The organism is Streptomyces axinellae (assembly GCF_039532135.1).
In the GTDB taxonomy this organism is placed as follows: Bacteria; Actinomycetota; Actinomycetes; order Streptomycetales; family Streptomycetaceae; genus Streptomyces; species Streptomyces axinellae.
In genome coordinates, this window is record NZ_BAAARJ010000005.1 from 122698 (window position 1) to 138066 (window position 15369).

The window sequence follows — 15369 nt, forward strand, 5'->3', positions numbered from 1 at the left end:
TCAGTCCGGTCGGTCGGCCGCTGGGAGGCGGAGCGTGGCGAGGGCCCCGCCGTCGGGCGCGTTGGCGAAGGACAGCGATGCTCCGACGACCTCGGCCTGGCCGAGCGCGATGGTCAGCCCGAGGCCGTGGCCCCGGCCGCGTTCCGACGCCCCGGTGCGGAACCTCCGGGGCCCGTCCGCGACCAGTTCGCGGGGGAAGCCCGCGGCATGGTCCCGTACGGTCACGCAGGCGCACAGCCCTTGGGGCAACTGCCGCACGGCCTCGCCCCGGCCGTCGTTCAGCGACCGGGCCAGGGTGCTGCGGTGGGCCAGCGTGCCGATGGACAGGGCGACGGCGCTGCAGGCCACGGCGACCAGCAGCGCGATCTTCCAGCGCAGCGAGCGCCAGTTCAGCAGGTCGCGCAGGAGGGCCATGCCGGTCGGCGCCGCAGCTTGTAGCCGAACCCGCGAACGGTCTGGATCCGCTCGGCTCCGATCTTCCGCCGCAGCCGCTGGACGCACAGGCCCACCAGGCGGCTGTCGCCGTCCCAGCCGTAGTCCCATACGTTGCGCAGCAGCGTCCGCCGGTCCAGGACGATGCCCGGGTTCGCGGCGAACTCCAGCAGGAGCCGCGGCTCGGTGGGGGCGGGCGCGACCGGCTCGCCCGCCTGGGACACCTCAAGTCCGGCGGTGTCGATGGCCAGGTCGCCGAAGAGCAGCGAGGTGCGATCACCGGGGCGACGACCGGACCCCGCCGACCCCGCCGACCCTGCCGCCACCGCCGACCCCGCCGACCCTGCCGCACCCGCTGCGCCCGCCGACCCCGCCGCGTCCGTCACCGGTTCAGCCGGTGACGGTTTGCTCACGGGTCCGGCCGGTGACGCGCCGCTCACCGGTTCGGCGGCGGCGGGGGGCAGGCCGGTCGATCACCGCGGCTCCCGGCCTGGGCCGCTTCCCTTCCACGCAGTGCCCGTTGGCCAGCAGCAGCGCCGGGTCCCGCAACCGGGAAGCGGGGGTGCGGAGGACGGAGCCCGCACAGGTCTTCAGGTCCACCGAGTCGGCCACGTCCGGGACCGGGTCGTCCTGGGGGACGTCGGTGCCTTGATGATGCCGTTGATCCAGTCGGCGTGCCGGGTGGCATCGGTGTACAGCGTCTTGCCGCGCTCGTCGGGACCACTGACCACACCGGCCACCGCCCACCGGCCGCCCTCGCGCACCAGGGCGGGCCCGCCGGAGACCATGTTCGACGCGGTGACGCTGCCGTCGCGGCTGCCGACGCACAACTCTCCGGCGGGCGCGGCGGACGGACACGCGGAGTTCGGCTGCACCACGGTGTCGGCCTCCCGCAACCGCCTGGGGACACACGTCGACTTGCCGGTGTCCTCGCAGGTCACGCCCCAGCCCATGATGCGGAGGGGCGTCTTCTTCGACGGCGTGGTCGAGGCGAGGGGCACCGGCTCGGCCCGGATCGGAGTCCGCAGGTGCATCAGCGCGAGGTCGCGGCCCCAGAAACCCCCTTCGTCGCGACGGGTCGCCAGCCGGTAGTGGTGATCGACCTCGGCGACCTCGCCTCCGGAGGAGGTGTCCAGCGACCCGGCGCGGACCTTCCAGCCGCGCGGAACACCCGACTTCGCATTGGTCGGATTCTTGCCGACGCAGTGACTGGCCGTCAGGACCCACTGCGGCGCGAGGACCTCCACCCCGCAGCCGTGCTTGTCCGGGCGCAGTGGGACAGGGTAGGAGGGCTGGAACGAGCCCATGAACGAGTAGGCGCGGGCGGACAAGGTGCCACCCACGACAGCCTCCGCCGACGAGGGCGCCACCACGGCCACGGTCAGCGTGGCCACCGTCCCCAGCGCGATCCCCGCCCCAGCGCGGCGGCTGCCTCCGTCCTCTCGACATGTGCGCGAGCGCCCCCTCTTCCGTTCTTCCGCCTTCCGTCTGCCCCGGCCGTCGCACGGCCTGCGGACTGGTGTGGGACGGCGGCAGGCGGCAGGTCCGTCCGGGCCCCGAGCCTGGGCCCGGAGACTCACCGGCGGATCTCACGCGCGTATCGGCCGCGACGCGGCAACCGCTCAGTCGTGTATCAACGCGTCAGTCGTGTCAGCACGTCCGGGCAGGCCGACGGAGTCCGGAGCCCGGAGCGATCGTCACTTCGAAGGTGGTCACTTCGCGGTGGTCTGCTGGATCCAGTCGCGGTGTGCGGTCAGGTCGGTGTAGATGCCGGGACCGGTGGCGCACTCCGGGTCGGCGTCGCCGTCGCGGCTGGTCGCCCCGATCAGTTCCCAGTGCCCGGGACGGCCCTTGATCTGCGGCCCGCCGGAGTCGAGGATGCACGCCTGCGCGTTCTTGGTGGGGCTGTCGGTGCACAGCTCGTTGCCGCGGTGGTAGTTCTCGCTGCACCGCTGGTCGGGGACGAGTTCGGTGTCCAGCTCCTGCAACGTCCTCGGCGGATGCGGGCAGTCGTTCCCGTCCTCGCAGGTCATCCCCCAGCCGAGGATCCGGGTGCCGGTACCGGCCGGCCCGGATGCGGCGGCCAGCTCGATGGGCTTCGCGTCCACGGGGTGGTCCAGCTTCATGAGGGCCACATCGTTGCGGAACGGCTCGTAGGAGAAGCCCGGGTGGGCGATGACCTTGGTGACCTTCGCCTTGGCGCCCTTCGTACGGTCACGGTCGCCGACCCGCACGGAAAGCTGCCGGGGCTTGACGTTCACCGTGCAGTGCCCGGCGGTCACGATCCAGTCCCGCTTGATCAGGGAGGCCCCGCAGTAGTGGTGGCCGTCCTTCTGGATGCTGGCCATGAACGGGTACTCCGAGGTGGCGTCGTGCCCCCCGATGATCGCCGACGCGGTCGGCGCCACCGTCATGGTGAGCGCCACCGCGACCGTGCCCGCCGCCGCGCCCAGTGCCGCCTTGCCTCGCCTGGTCATGTGATGACCTCCTGTGTCTCGTCGCCGTTCGATCCGCTGTCGTCGATCGATCCTGTCCCGGGCGGCGACCTCGGCACATCCCTCTCTCCGCCGGGATGGCGATACCCGAAAGTGGTACGGCACGGCGGCCGGCTCGTGCCCCGGAACGACCGCGCGCCGATCGCGCCGCTCGCGGCGGATACCGTGTGCGGACGGACCGCGCCGGATCGTCCGTACACGGCTGAGGTGGTGGTGAGTGACCGTCAAGGTAGTCCTGCTCGACGACGAGGAGTTGGTGCGCAGGGGCATCCGGCTGATCCTCGACGCCGACCCGGACATCGAGGTGGTCGCCGAAGGCGCCGACGGCTCGGTGGCACTCGACCTGGTGGCCGGGCACCGCCCGGACGTGGTCCTCACCGACATCCAGATGCCCCGCGTCAACGGCCTGGAAGTCGCCCGGCAGCTCGCCGCGCTGCCCGACCCTCCCGCCGTCGCGGTGCTCACCACCTTCGACGTCGACGAGTACGTCTACGCCGCACTCCAGCACGGCGCGGCCGGTTTCCTGCTCAAGGACAGTTCCCCGCGCGAGCTGACCGGCGCGGTAGAGGTCCTCGCGCGCGGCGAGGCGATGCTCTCACCGAGCATCCTCACCAAGCTGCTGACCACCTTCACCACGAGCGCCGCCGCCCCGCGGGCGCGCTCGCGGATGGCGCAACTGACCGCCCGCGAACGCGAGGTCGCCATGGCCGTCGCCCAGGGCCGCAGCAACTCCGAGATCGCCACCGACCTGTTGATGAGCCAGTCCACCGTCAAGGTCCACCTCAGCCGGATCATGACCAAGCTCGACGCCGCCAACCGCACCCAGGTCGCGCTCATCACCCACGACGCCGGACTGACCTGAACGCTCAGGGCAGACGCGGGCGCGGGCGCGGGCACTCGGCGCGCCCGCGCTCGGGGCAGGAGCGGCGCTCAGGAAGGGGGCGCTCCGGACGCCGAGCCCGAGCCCGAGCCCGAAGCCGGAGCCGAGCCCGAAGCCGAAGCCGAAGCCGAAGCGGCGGGCAACGAGGCGGGCAACGAGGCATCGATCCGGAAGCCGCCCTCGTCCGTGGGCCCGGACTCGATCGTGCCGCCGGCCAGACGGACCCGCTCCGTCAGACCGATCAGTCCGTGCCCCCCACTGGGCAGCAGCGGCTCACCGTCGGCACCCGGCTCGGCGGCCCTCCCAGGCGGTCCGTTGACGACCCGTACCCGCACGGTTCGCGAGCCGAACGCGAGGTGGATCCGCGTCGCCGCACCCGGGGCGTGCTTGTGCACGTTGGTCAGCGCCTCCTGCACGATCCGGTGCGCGGCACGCTCGACCGGCTCCGCCAGCGGCTGCGGCGCACCCTTGACGAGCATTTCGACCGGCAGCCCGGCGGCCCGGGAGCCGTCGGCCAGCTCGGTGATCCGCGCGATGGCCGCACCAGCAGCGGGCCCCCGCTGATCCGCCGCCGCACGCCCGCGCGCCACGCGCCCCGGCCCGCCCTTCGCAGGGCCGCTCCCCGCGGCGGCCCGCCGCCCGCCGCCCCCACTCCCCCTGTCCGGCCTGTCCGACGCGACCGGCCTGTCCGACGCGACCGGCCTGTCCGACGCGACCGGCCCGTCCGCCCTGTCCGGCCCGTCCGCCGAGCCGCCCCTGAGCAGCCCCAGCATCTCGCGGAGTTCGGTGAGCGCACGCCGTCCGGCCGTCCGGATGATCTCCGCGGTCTCGCCCGTCATCCCCGGATCGTGGGCGACGGCGCTGAGCGCGTTGGCGTGTACGACGATCAAGCTCACCTGGTGGGAGACCACGTCGTGCATCTCCCCGGCGATGCGCCGGCGCTCCTGTTCCCGCGCGGCCTCGGCGACGAGCCGCTGTTCCCGCTCGGCACGCTCCGCCCGCTCGACGAGACCGGCGACGACGGCGCGCCGCTGGCCCACGTAGAGCCCCAGCAGCAGTGGCACCAGACAGGTGAAGACGAAGTTCACCGCGAACCAGGTCACCACGGTCCGGAAGTCGGACCGCGCAGCCGCGTTCCAGGGCGCGAGGGCCACCAGCCCGATGCCGGCCGAGACCCATGCGGACCGGCGGCTGTGCGGGCCACGGAAGGCGCCTTCGGCGTAGTAGGCGAGGGGCAGCGCGAAAGCCGAGACCTGGAGGACCTTCGCGACCAGCCCGACGGCGACCGCCAGTTCGGGCACCCGGCGCCGTACGAGCAGCGGCAGCGCACTCACGGCGGCCAACAGTGGATTCGCCCACGGAGCGGCCGGCCCCATGGACGGGTTCTGCACACTGATCCACACCGCGAGCAGCAGCGCGATCCCCGTCAGCGCCAGGTCCGCGGCACGCGGCGGCAGCCGGGGCGAGCGCGGTACGGGCGGGACAGGCAGGCTCTGCGCGATACCCCCGTCCCCGCGGGGCACGAGCGCCCGGGAACACAGCGCGCGCCCGAGTTGACCGTTTTGTTCAAGTTGGCCGGTGCGCCTGGTGGTTCTCACCCGGCGAGGATAGGAGGCGGTGCGGCCCCGGAACCCGGCGGAGGGCTGTCGCGGCCCCGACGCCGACCGGCCCCAGGAGCGACGAAGGCCCCGACCGGCGAACCGGTCGGGGCCTTCGTTCAGCCCGGTGAGGCTGGGCGGAGGATACGAGATTCGAACTCGTGAGGGGTTGCCCCCAACACGCTTTCCAAGCGTGCGCCCTAGGCCACTAGGCGAATCCTCCGCCGCAAACTGTACAAGACCCAGAGGAGTGCTCGCGAACTCGTGTCCGCTGCCGGGGATCGGGTACTGTGGGCGCAGCCCCTCACGTGGCGCTATCTGACTGAACTCCCCCAGGGCCGGAAGGCAGCAAGGGTAGGTCGGCTCTGGCGGGTGCGTGGGGGGCGTTCGCGTTTCCGGGGGCGGGCTGGGCCCGGACGGTGCCGGTGGGGTGTGGGTGGGTGCCGGGGGCGCGCGGAGTGGTTCCGGGGTGGGTTTCCGGGGCGTTGGTGTGAGTGGGGCCACTTGGGAGTCGGTTGTCGGTGGGCGCCTATATCGTCGGGGGTGTGTCGTCCCTCGCCCTGTACCGCCGCTATCGCCCCGAGACCTTCGCCGAGGTCATCGGGCAAGAGCATGTGACCGACCCGCTGCAGCAGGCGCTGCGCAACAACCGTGTCAACCACGCGTATCTCTTCAGCGGCCCGCGCGGCTGTGGGAAGACGACCAGTGCGCGCATCCTGGCCCGCTGTCTCAACTGTGAGCAGGGGCCGACGCCCACTCCCTGTGGCGAGTGCCAGTCGTGCCGTGACCTGGCGCGGAACGGGCCCGGTTCGCTCGATGTGATCGAGATCGACGCCGCCTCGCACGGTGGCGTGGACGATGCCCGTGAGCTGCGCGAGAAGGCATTCTTCGGGCCCGCCTCCAGTCGTTACAAGATCTACATCGTCGATGAGGCGCACATGGTGACGCCCGCCGGCTTCAACGCGCTGCTGAAGGTCGTCGAAGAGCCGCCGGAGCATTTGAAGTTCATCTTCGCGACGACGGAGCCCGAGAAGGTCATCGGGACCATCCGGTCGCGCACCCATCACTATCCGTTCCGGCTTGTACCTCCGGGGACGTTGCGTGACCACCTGGCCGAAGTGTGTGAGCGCGAGGCGATTCCGGTCGAGGAAACGGTGCTGCCGCTGGCCGTTCGGGCCGGTGCGGGATCCGTCCGCGACTCGATGTCCGTCATGGACCAGCTCCTCGCCGGTGCCGGCGAGGAGGGCGTGACGTACGCCATGGCCACCGCGCTGCTCGGATACACGGACAGCGCGCTGCTGGACGATGTCGTGGACGCCTTCGCCGCGGGGGACGGCGCCCGCGCCTTCGAGATCGTGGACCGGGTGATCGAGGGCGGGCACGATCCGCGCCGCTTCGTCGCCGATCTGCTGGAGCGACTGCGGGACCTGGTCATCCTGGCGGCCGTGCCGGATGCCGTGGAGAAGACGATGATCGACGCTCCCGGCGATGTCCTGGAGCGGATGCGGGCCCAGGCCGAGGTGTTCGGCGCCGCCGAGTTGAGCCGCGCCGCCGACCTGGTGAACACCGGGCTGACGGAGATGCGCGGCGCCACCTCGCCCCGGTTGCAGCTCGAGCTGATCTGCGCCCGGGTACTGCTGCCCGCCACCTACGGGGACGAACGGTCGGTACAGGCGCGGCTGGACCGGCTGGAGCGGGGGGTCGCCCTCGGTGCGGGCGCGGGTGCGGGTGCGGGTGCGGTTTCTGGTGCTGGTGCTGGTGTCGGGGCAGGGGGCGGCCTCGGTGTCGGGGGGGCGGCGGCTGCCGGTTCCGTTTCTGGTTCCGGTTCCGGGCCTGGCTCCGTCCCCGGGGCCGGTTACGCGTCCCCGCCCGGGCCCGGCGCCGAGGGGGGCGACGCGTCCGTGCCGCCGGGTGTTGCCGCGCCGGCTGCCGGTGATTTCGGTCCGGGTGCTCCGGGCACGGCCCCCGGCGAGCCCCCGCACGAGAGCGCGCCCGCGCCTGTGACCCCGTCCGCGCCTGCGGCGGAGCGGCGGCCCGGTGCCTGGCCGGGGGCTGCGGCGCCCGGTAGCGGCGCGGGCGGCGGTGCCGGGGAGTCCGGGGACGGGCGGCGGCCGGGGGCCTGGCCGGATGCTTCCGCGGCCCCGTCCGCTCCGTCCTCGTCGTCCCCCTCTGCCGCGTCCCCCTCCGCCTCGTCTCCCGCGCCCGGCTCCTCCGTACCGGCCGCTCCCGCTCCTGCGGCGCCCGCGGCTCCGGTTGCTTCCGGAGCTTCCGGTTCCGGGGGTGACCCGGCGCAGATCCGGCAGATGTGGCCGCAGATTCTGGAGGCGGTCAAGAACCGGCGCCGCTTCACCTGGATCCTGCTCAGTCAGAACGCGCAGGTCGTGGGGTTCGACGGCAAGACGCTCCAGGTCGGATTCCCGAACGCGGGCGCGCGGGACAGCTTCGCCAACGGCGGCAGCGACGAGGTGCTGCGCCAGGCGCTCAGTGACTCGCTGGGCGTCCAGTGGCAGGTCGAGGCCATCGTCGATCCCTCGGGCGGTGCGTCCGGAGGCGCTGCCGGGGGCGGTGGTCCGGCGGGCCCTAGCGGGCCCGGGAGCACCGGGGGCTTCGGGAACACCGGGAGCAGCGGGAGCAGTGGGGGCGCGTTCGGCACCCCGGGCCCCGGTGGTGGTGGCGGTGGCGGCGTGCGCGGGGCGATGACCGCTCCCGCGCCCGGGGCACAGCCGGCGCAGCAGTGGGGGGCGTCCGCGCCCTCCGCTCCGGCCCACGGAGCGGGCACGTCCGGCAACGGCCCGGCCTCGCCGGGCGGGGCCCAGCCCGGCCACGCGGCACCCTCCCCGGCTCAGCCCCCGGCCCCGTCCCCGGGCGCCCCGGGTTCGGCCCAGGGAGCGGGGTTGGGATCGGGGTCGGGGTCGGCTGCCGCTTCCGCCACCGTGCCGTCGGCGGCGGTCCCCGGTCCGTCGTCGGGCCCCTCGTCCGCCGCGTCCTCGCACGGGGCGGGCCCTGGTACGGGAGCCCGGCCGACGCCGCCCGGCATGGGGCTGGAGGACGACATGCCCGCCGAGGACGACCCCGATCTCGACGAGTCCGCGCTCTCCGGCCACGACCTCATCGTCCGCGAGCTGGGTGCGACGGTCATAGAGGAGTTCCAGCACGAGTGACCCGCCCCGCGCTCCCGCCCCGCGCTCCCGGCCCCGGTCCTTCGGCCCCGATCCTTCGGCCCCGGCCCCGGCCCCGATCCTTCGGCCCCGGCCCCGGCCCCGGTCCCTCGTGCCCTGCCGGGGCCGGACCCTGGGGCCGGGCCTGGCGGATCCTGGCGGGTCTGGGGCCGGACCCTGGGGCAGGCGGGGAACACGTAGGCTCGTAGGTCCGTAATGTCGTCGAACTAGCCAGGAGCGATGCCGTGATTCCCGGTGGTGGGCAGCCCGACATGCAGCAGCTGCTGCAGCAGGCACAGAAGATGCAGCAGGACCTGGCCGCGGCGCAGCAGGAGCTGGCCGAGACACCCGTCGAGGGCTCCGCGGGCGGCGGCCTGGTGAAGGCGACCGTGACCGGCGGGGGCGAGCTCAAGGGCCTGGTCATCGACCCGAAGGCCGTGGACCCGGAGGACACCGAGACGCTCGCCGACCTGGTGCTGGCGGCCGTCCGCGACGCGAACAGCGCTGCCCAGGAGCTTCAGCAGGAGAAGCTCGGCCCGCTCGCCCAGGGGCTCGGCGGCGGCGGCATGCCGGGGCTCCCCTTCTGACAGCGCGCGCCCCGCGCCGGTCCGCATCGGCCACCCCTGGTCGGCCCGGCCACCACCCCGGTCGGCCCGGCCATCCACCCGGCTCTTCACGTGGCCGCCGCCCCGGTCGCGCCGCCCGCTCCGGTCGCGGCCCCGGCCCGGTCGCGCCGTCTGTCCGGGTCGCCAGGGCCGTTCGATCCGCCAGGGCCGTCCGATCCGCCAGGGCCGTCCGATCCGCCGGGGCGTCCGCGCCGCCGCTGGGGTCGTCGGCCGGGGCGTTGTGCGGGGGCGCTCCGGGGGCGCTTTCTTCAGGCGGCTACCAGGGCCCCGTACGGGCAACTACCGTACGGAGAGCACCGTCCCAGAAAGAGCAGGAGCGCATCCGTGTACGAAGGCGTGGTCCAGGACCTCATCGACGAACTGGGCAGGCTGCCCGGCGTCGGTCCCAAGAGCGCGCAGCGGATCGCTTTCCACATCCTCCAGGCCGAACCGGTCGATGTGCGCCGTCTCGCGCACGCGCTGACCGAGGTCAAGGAGAAGGTCAGGTTCTGCGCGGTGTGCGGCAACGTCGCGCAGGAGGAGCAGTGCAGGGTCTGCCTCGACCCGCGCCGCGACCCGGCTGTGATCTGCGTGGTCGAGGAGCCGAAGGACGTCGTCGCGATCGAGCGGACCCGTGAGTTCCGGGGCCGGTACCACGTGCTCGGCGGAGCGATCAGTCCCATCGAGGGCGTCGGCCCCGACGATCTGCGGATCAGAGAACTGCTGACCCGCCTGGCAGATGGCGCGGTCACCGAACTGATCCTCGCGACGGACCCCAACCTGGAGGGCGAGGCGACGGCCACGTATCTCGCCCGGCTGGTCTCCGCGATGGGTCTGAAGGTGACGCGGCTGGCCAGCGGGCTGCCCGTCGGAGGCGACCTGGAGTACGCGGACGAGGTCACCTTGGGGCGGGCCTTCGAAGGAAGGCGGCTCCTGGATGTCTGACGCCCCGGGGCCGCCTGGCGGCCCGTCAACTCCTGGCGTTCAGGTATCCGACATGCGAATCTCTGGTGTCCTGCAGTCCGACGTCTGGATGTCGGGCGCTCGGGTGCGTAACGTCCGGGCACGGAACACCTGGACGCGTAACACCCGGAGATGTGACGCGCGGCGGGGGAGCCGCCGCATGCGCGCGCACACGCACACGCACACGCGTACGCACGCGCTCACGCATACGCACACGCACGACGCCCATGACCAAGCGCCGACGCGTCAGCGTCCGACGCCGCGGGGCCCTCAAGGGGAGAAGGTTGCCCGATGTCCGATGCGACGCTGAACGCCATCACGAACGACCCCGACGATTTCGCCGTCCAGATCAGCGACCAGGTCGAGAGCTTCATCGTCTCGGTCACCGAGGTCGCCAAGGGCGACGACCCCGACAGCGCCGTGCCCTACCTCCTGCTGGAGGTCTCGCAACTCCTCCTCGCCGGCGGCCGGCTCGGCGCGCATGAGGACATCGTTCCCGACGAGCGCTACGAGCCCGACGTGGGCCCCGAGCCGGACGTGGACGAACTGCGCGAGCGCCTCGCCGCGCTGCTGGACCCGGTCGATGTCTACTCCGAGGTCTTCGACCCGTACGTGCCGCGCTCGGCGCCGGTCGCCTGCAGGATCTCCGACGACATCTCCGATGTGGTCACCGACCTGCGGCACGGCATGGCCCACTACCGCGCGGGGCGGGTGAGCGAGGCCCTGTGGTGGTGGCAGTTCTCCTACCTCTCGAACTGGGGCCCGACCGCCTCCGCCGCGCTGCGCGCCCTCCAGTCCCTGGTGGCCCACGTCCGCCTCGACACCCCCCTGGGCGAACTGGACGGGCTGGACACGGACAGCGACGCCACGGACGACGGCGACCTGGAGAACGCGGCGGGCGCGGTCATGGCCGCCGAGATCGCCGCCCCGCTGGGCCTCAAGAACGCCTGACCCGCCTGTGCGGCCTGTCCGACCTGCCTCGCCGCCTTGTCCGACCCGTCGGCCTGACGCCCCTGCTTTCCCCTGCCGGACGTCCCCGCTTCAGGGGCAGTTGCCGAGCGTGGCGTCGTTGTACCAGGGGGCCGCCGGCCCGTGCCGATGTACATGCTCCAGCGACCGTCGCCCCGCCCCCCCCTCGGGCCCCCGAGGGGGGGGCGGCGTGCGCGGAATCCGAGGGGCGCATTCGATGATTCGTGCGCCGTTGTGCCGAGTTGTCCGGACTGATTGACGTTTCGACGGCACGTGCCGACGGCACGTGCCGTCATGGGCGGCCACAGCGACGAGAGGCGGTTACGGGTGACGCTGCAAGACGTGGGGCCCCGAACGGCTCCCCGCCGTGCGGCGTACGCGCCTCTGGCGGCCCCGTCCACGTGAGCACGGTCACGTTCCCGTGTGGGGGGCGGTGCGGCGGGCAGGGGGTTCGCTGGGCGGGTGCGGGACCCGTCCGGTCGTTACACTGAGCCGATCAGTGGATCCCGCCCTTCCGGGCAGCGTCGCGCGGAGCGCAGGGGTCCCGGGGAATGATTCGAGGAGCGAGCACACGTGGGCCTTGTCGTGCAGAAGTACGGCGGCTCCTCCGTTGCCGATGCCGAGGGCATCAAGCGCGTTGCCAAGCGAATCGTCGAAGCCAAGAAGAACGGCAAGCAGGTTGTCGTGGTGGTTTCGGCGATGGGTGACACGACGGACGAGCTGATCGATCTTGCCTCAGAGGTGTCTCCGGTCGCCTCCGGGCGCGAGTTCGACATGCTGCTGACCGCCGGAGAGCGGATCTCCATGGCCCTGCTGGCGATGGCGATCAAATCCCTCGGCCACGAGGCGCAGTCGTTCACCGGCAGCCAGGCCGGGCTGATCACCGACTCCGCGCACAACAAGGCGCGGATCATCGATGTCACTCCGGGCCGTATCAAGAGCTCCGTGGACGAGGGCAACATCGCCATCGTCGCCGGGTTCCAGGGTGTCTCCCAGGACAGCAAGGACATCACCACGCTGGGCCGCGGCGGGTCCGACACCACGGCTGTCGCGCTGGCGGCGGCGCTGGACGCCGAGGTCTGTGAGATCTACACGGACGTCGATGGCGTCTTCACCGCCGACCCCCGGGTCGTGAAGAAGGCGAAGAAGATCGACCGGATCTCCTTCGAGGACATGCTGGAGCTGGCCAGCTCCGGCTCCAAGGTGCTGCTGCACCGGTGCGTGGAGTACGCGCGCCGCTACAACATCCCAATCCACGTGCGGTCCTCCTTCTCCGGCCTGAAGGGCACGTGGGTCAGCAACGAGCAGCCGGACGGGCAAGGGGAAGAGTCGATGGAGCAGGCGATCATCTCGGGTGTCGCGCACGACACCTCCGAGGCGAAGGTCACGGTCGTCGGAGTGCCGGACAAGCCGGGCGAGGCCGCGGCGATCTTCCGCGTGATCGCGGACTCCGAGGTCAACATCGACATGGTCGTCCAGAACGTGTCCGCCGCCTCCACCGGGCTGACCGACATCTCCTTCACGCTGCCCAAGTCCGAGGGCAAGAAGGCCATCGGCGCGCTGGAGAAGGCACAGGGCGCCATCGGCTACGACTCGCTGCGCTACGACGACCAGATCGCCAAGATCTCGCTGGTCGGCGCGGGGATGAAGACCAACCCCGGCGTCACCGCGTCGTTCTTCGAGGCGCTGTCCAACGCGGGGGTCAACATCGAGCTGATCTCCACCTCGGAGATCCGGATCTCGGTGGTGACGCGCGAGGAGGCCGTCAACGACGCGGTCCGCGCGGTGCACACGGCCTTCGGCCTGGACAGCGAGACGGACGAGGCGGTCGTGTACGGGGGCACGGGGCGCTGACGCGGCGGCGCGCCCCGTCCCGCTGCTGATACCTGATAGCAGGTCTCCTGCTGGTGCGGGGCTCCCCGCTGATGCCGGGAGCCCCGCACTCCGTTGCCGCGTTCGCGGTGTAGCGGATGTGTGCTTGCCGTGAAGCGGGTGTGTGTTTCCGGGGGATCCTGTGGGGCTCGACCTCTGGCCAGAGGGGTGTCCGCCGACGGACAATTTCGCTCCCCGTCCCTGCAACCGGCAGGCCGACGGGGAGCGTCTTTTGTCGGCCACCAGGCTTCGCGCGCGCGGGGGCGCGGCCGGACCCGGGCCTGGTGAACGGGGCGCTGAGAAAGCCGAAAGCTGGTATGTGTGAAGGCATATGACGTGTTACCTGGCACATCGCCTTTCGCGTACAACCCTGACGGGGGGAAACGTGTCAAACAGGTGTGGCAGAGGTACTCGGAATCGCAACGGCCCCTGGCGGCCCCGGCGGCAGCGCCGGAGGCATGCCTGTGATCGCGCCCTGGCCTGCCGCCCGGCCCGCACGCCTGCCCGGACAGCACGGGGACACTGACGACGCGATGGCAGCGGGCACCACAGTTGACCACCTGACCGAGACCTATCGCGCCCACTACAAGTCCCTGCTCGGGCTCGCGGCGCTGCTGCTGGACGACACGGCTTCCTGCGAGGACGTCGTGCAGGAGGCGTTCATCCGCGTCCACTCGGCACGCAAGCGCGTACGCGACCCCGAGAAGACCCTCGCCTACCTTCGGCAGACGGTCGTGAACCTCTCCCGCTCCGCGCTGCGCCGCCGCATCCTCGGGCTGAAGCTGCTCTCCAAGCCGATGCCCGACATGGCGAGCGCCGAGGAGGGGGCCTATGAACAGCTTGAACGTGATCAGTTGATCCAGGCGATGCGCGGCCTGCAGCGGCGCCAGCGGGAAGTCCTGGTGCTGCGCTATTTCGCCGACATGACCGAGGCGCAGGTGGCCAAGGTGCTCGGGCTCTCGCTCGGCTCCGTGAAGGCGTACGGGTCGCGGGGTATCGCCGCCCTGCGCACAGCCATGGAGGCCGCGTCATGAGTGAGGGCCTGAACCGCCCCCGCGGTGACGAGCGGGACGAGCGGGACGAGCGGGACGAGTGGGACGACGGGTCGGAAGTGCGCGGTGAGCGAGCCGTGAGCCACGAGCCCGAAGCCGAGGCGGGTGCCGGAGCCGAAGACGGTGCCGGAGCCGAGTCCGGTGCCGGAGCCGAAGAGGGAGCCGGAGCCGGTGCCGGCATGGACTCCGCGGAGGAGACCCTTCGGGAGCTGCTGCGCAACAGCGTGCGTGATCTTGAGCCGTCCCCCGACTCGCTCGACCACCTGCAACGGGCCGTTCCCGCGCGCCGGGCGCACCGCCGGCAGGCGCTGGTCGGCGCGGCGGCGGCCGTGCTCGTCGTCGCTGTCGGCGTGCCGGTGCTCTTCCTCGGCGGCGTGGTGCCGGGCGTCGGTGACGACGAGCATCCGCTGACCGCCTCCAGCAGCCACGGTCAGACCCACGGGCCGGACGGCGACTCCGGTGCCGACGCGGGCAAGGGCGAGGGCAAGGACAAGGGCGGCAAGGGCGAGGGCAAGGACAAGGAGGGTGACGGGGACGGCGGTGCCGACCCGGCGCCTACTGGCGGGCCCGGCGCCGACAGCGCGCGTCCCGATGACTCGCTCACCGCCAGCGCGCCCTCCTGCGGGCGCGATCAGCTCGGGCAGGCGTCGGCCCAGGCCGGTTCGCCCGACAGCCAGGGCAAGATCTACGGCAGCTTCCGCGTCGCCAACACCTCTTCGGACGCCTGCACGGTGGAGGGCGAGGGGATGATCGGCGCCTCCGTGCAGGGCACCGAGCGGGCGCGCGTCACCGTCGCGGACCACATCTCGGGTGACCCCGCGCCGGGGCTCGGCGACCCCGCGATCGCCAGCAACGAGGTGGTGCTCAAGCCGGGCGCCGCCTACGTGGTGAAGTTCGCGTACGTGCCCAGCGACGGCTGCAGCACCGGCCCGCCCGCCACCAGCGCGCAGAACGACAGCGGGGCGACCACGCCCACCGCCGGTGGCGACAGCGGCGGGGACAGCGGCGGCGGGGACAACGGCGGGGGCGGCGCGGGCGGCAGCCCCGGCGAGGGCGGCTCGGGCGACCCGTCCGGCGACACCAGCGTGGTGCTCACCCACACGCCCGAGGGCGGCTCGCCGGCAATAGCCGATACCAAGGTCGAGGGCGGCTGCGGCGGCACGGTCTACCGCACGGGCATCATCCCGGCGGGCTGACCGGATGATCCCGCGGGCTGAGCGCACGGGCTCCCGGGAGGTGCTTGGAAAACGTCACCCCCTGAACCGGTGAGCTTTTCGCGGAGGGGTCCCGGCCGGTGAGCCGCCGGGCGGACCCCGGACGTCGGGCCTGTCCCGGGCTGCACGTA

At 72.5% G+C, this 15369-nt stretch carries 12 protein-coding genes, 1 tRNA gene, 1 other RNA gene and 2 pseudogenes; 9 read left to right on the top strand and 7 right to left on the bottom strand.

The window, feature by feature from the left end; translation table 11 throughout:
* The 5 genes and pseudogenes from ABD339_RS09015 to ABD339_RS09035 form a co-directional block, all read right to left on the bottom strand.
* Positions 1–225 (bottom strand): annotated as a pseudogene (locus ABD339_RS09015) (ATP-binding protein); the annotation flags it as partial.
* A gap of 164 nt (positions 226–389) precedes the next feature.
* Positions 390–704, bottom strand: a pseudogene (locus ABD339_RS09020) (winged helix-turn-helix domain-containing protein); the annotation flags it as partial.
* Between the two features lie 118 nt (positions 705–822).
* Positions 823–1044: a hypothetical protein gene (locus tag ABD339_RS09025; RefSeq protein WP_344564014.1), complete on the bottom strand. Its 222-nt coding sequence runs from the start codon at positions 1042–1044 to the stop codon at positions 823–825.
* Entirely contained in the window at positions 1023–1826 is an 804-nt protein-coding gene (locus ABD339_RS09030) for a S1 family peptidase (RefSeq protein ID WP_344564016.1), read from the bottom strand. The genes ABD339_RS09025 and ABD339_RS09030 overlap by 22 nt, the downstream gene beginning before the upstream one ends.
* A 318-nt stretch (positions 1827–2144) precedes the next feature.
* Complete coding sequence (locus tag ABD339_RS09035) at positions 2145–2909, bottom strand: S1 family peptidase (RefSeq protein WP_344564018.1); 765 nt, start codon at positions 2907–2909, stop codon at positions 2145–2147.
* 235 nt (positions 2910–3144) lie between these two features.
* On the opposite strand from ABD339_RS09035, the gene ABD339_RS09040 reads away from it, so the two are divergent.
* Complete coding sequence (locus ABD339_RS09040; RefSeq protein ID WP_344564020.1) at positions 3145–3789, top strand: response regulator transcription factor; 645 nt, start codon at positions 3145–3147, stop codon at positions 3787–3789.
* A 68-nt stretch (positions 3790–3857) separates the two neighbouring features.
* On the opposite strand, the gene ABD339_RS09045 is transcribed toward ABD339_RS09040, so the two are convergent.
* Together ABD339_RS09045 and ABD339_RS09050 are read right to left on the bottom strand one after the other, a co-directional pair.
* Positions 3858–5405 (bottom strand): sensor histidine kinase, encoded by a 1548-nt coding sequence (locus tag ABD339_RS09045; RefSeq protein WP_344564022.1) that lies wholly within the window; start codon positions 5403–5405, stop codon positions 3858–3860.
* 138 nt (positions 5406–5543) lie between these two features.
* Positions 5544–5628: transfer RNA gene (locus ABD339_RS09050), tRNA-Ser, on the bottom strand.
* A gap of 72 nt (positions 5629–5700) precedes the next feature.
* On the opposite strand from ABD339_RS09050, the gene ffs reads away from it, so the two are divergent.
* The 8 genes from ffs (at position 5701) to ABD339_RS09090 (ending at position 15220) form a co-directional block, all read left to right on the top strand.
* An RNA gene (gene ffs, locus ABD339_RS09055) (signal recognition particle sRNA small type) lies at positions 5701–5799 on the top strand.
* Positions 5800–5950: 151 nt separating this feature from the next.
* Positions 5951–8566, top strand: coding sequence for a DNA polymerase III subunit gamma and tau (locus ABD339_RS09060; RefSeq protein WP_344564024.1), 2616 nt, complete (start codon positions 5951–5953; stop codon positions 8564–8566).
* 242 nt (positions 8567–8808) lie between these two features.
* Positions 8809–9150, top strand: a complete 342-nt coding sequence (locus tag ABD339_RS09065; protein ID WP_344564026.1) for a YbaB/EbfC family nucleoid-associated protein — start codon at positions 8809–8811, stop codon at positions 9148–9150.
* Positions 9151–9513: 363 nt separating this feature from the next.
* Positions 9514–10113 (top strand): recombination mediator RecR, encoded by a 600-nt coding sequence (recR, locus tag ABD339_RS09070; RefSeq protein WP_344564028.1) that lies wholly within the window; start codon positions 9514–9516, stop codon positions 10111–10113.
* Positions 10114–10422: 309 nt separating this feature from the next.
* Positions 10423–11082, top strand: coding sequence for a DUF5063 domain-containing protein (locus tag ABD339_RS09075; protein ID WP_344564030.1), 660 nt, complete (start codon positions 10423–10425; stop codon positions 11080–11082).
* 591 nt (positions 11083–11673) lie between these two features.
* Entirely contained in the window at positions 11674–12954 is a 1281-nt protein-coding gene (locus tag ABD339_RS09080) for an aspartate kinase (protein ID WP_344564032.1), read from the top strand.
* A gap of 476 nt (positions 12955–13430) precedes the next feature.
* The gene (locus tag ABD339_RS09085) at positions 13431–14006 is read left to right on the top strand and encodes a SigE family RNA polymerase sigma factor (RefSeq protein WP_344564034.1); all 576 of its coding nucleotides are present in this window, start codon (positions 13431–13433) and stop codon (positions 14004–14006) included.
* Complete coding sequence (locus tag ABD339_RS09090) at positions 14003–15220, top strand: hypothetical protein (protein ID WP_344564036.1); 1218 nt, start codon at positions 14003–14005, stop codon at positions 15218–15220. The genes ABD339_RS09085 and ABD339_RS09090 overlap by 4 nt, the downstream gene beginning before the upstream one ends.
* The last annotated feature ends 149 nt before the right edge of the window (positions 15221–15369 follow it).

Excerpts from the sequence above, each read along its gene's own strand:
- ABD339_RS09035 (WP_344564018.1), bottom strand. The coding sequence starts at position 2,909 with ATGACCAGGCGAGGCAAGGCGGCACTGGGCGCGGCGGCGGGCACGGTC.
- ABD339_RS09075 (WP_344564030.1), top strand. The coding sequence starts at position 10,423 with ATGTCCGATGCGACGCTGAACGCCATCACGAACGACCCCGACGATTTC.
- ABD339_RS09085 (WP_344564034.1), top strand. The coding sequence starts at position 13,431 with ATGCCTGTGATCGCGCCCTGGCCTGCCGCCCGGCCCGCACGCCTGCCC.
- ABD339_RS09090 (WP_344564036.1), top strand. The coding sequence starts at position 14,003 with ATGAGTGAGGGCCTGAACCGCCCCCGCGGTGACGAGCGGGACGAGCGG.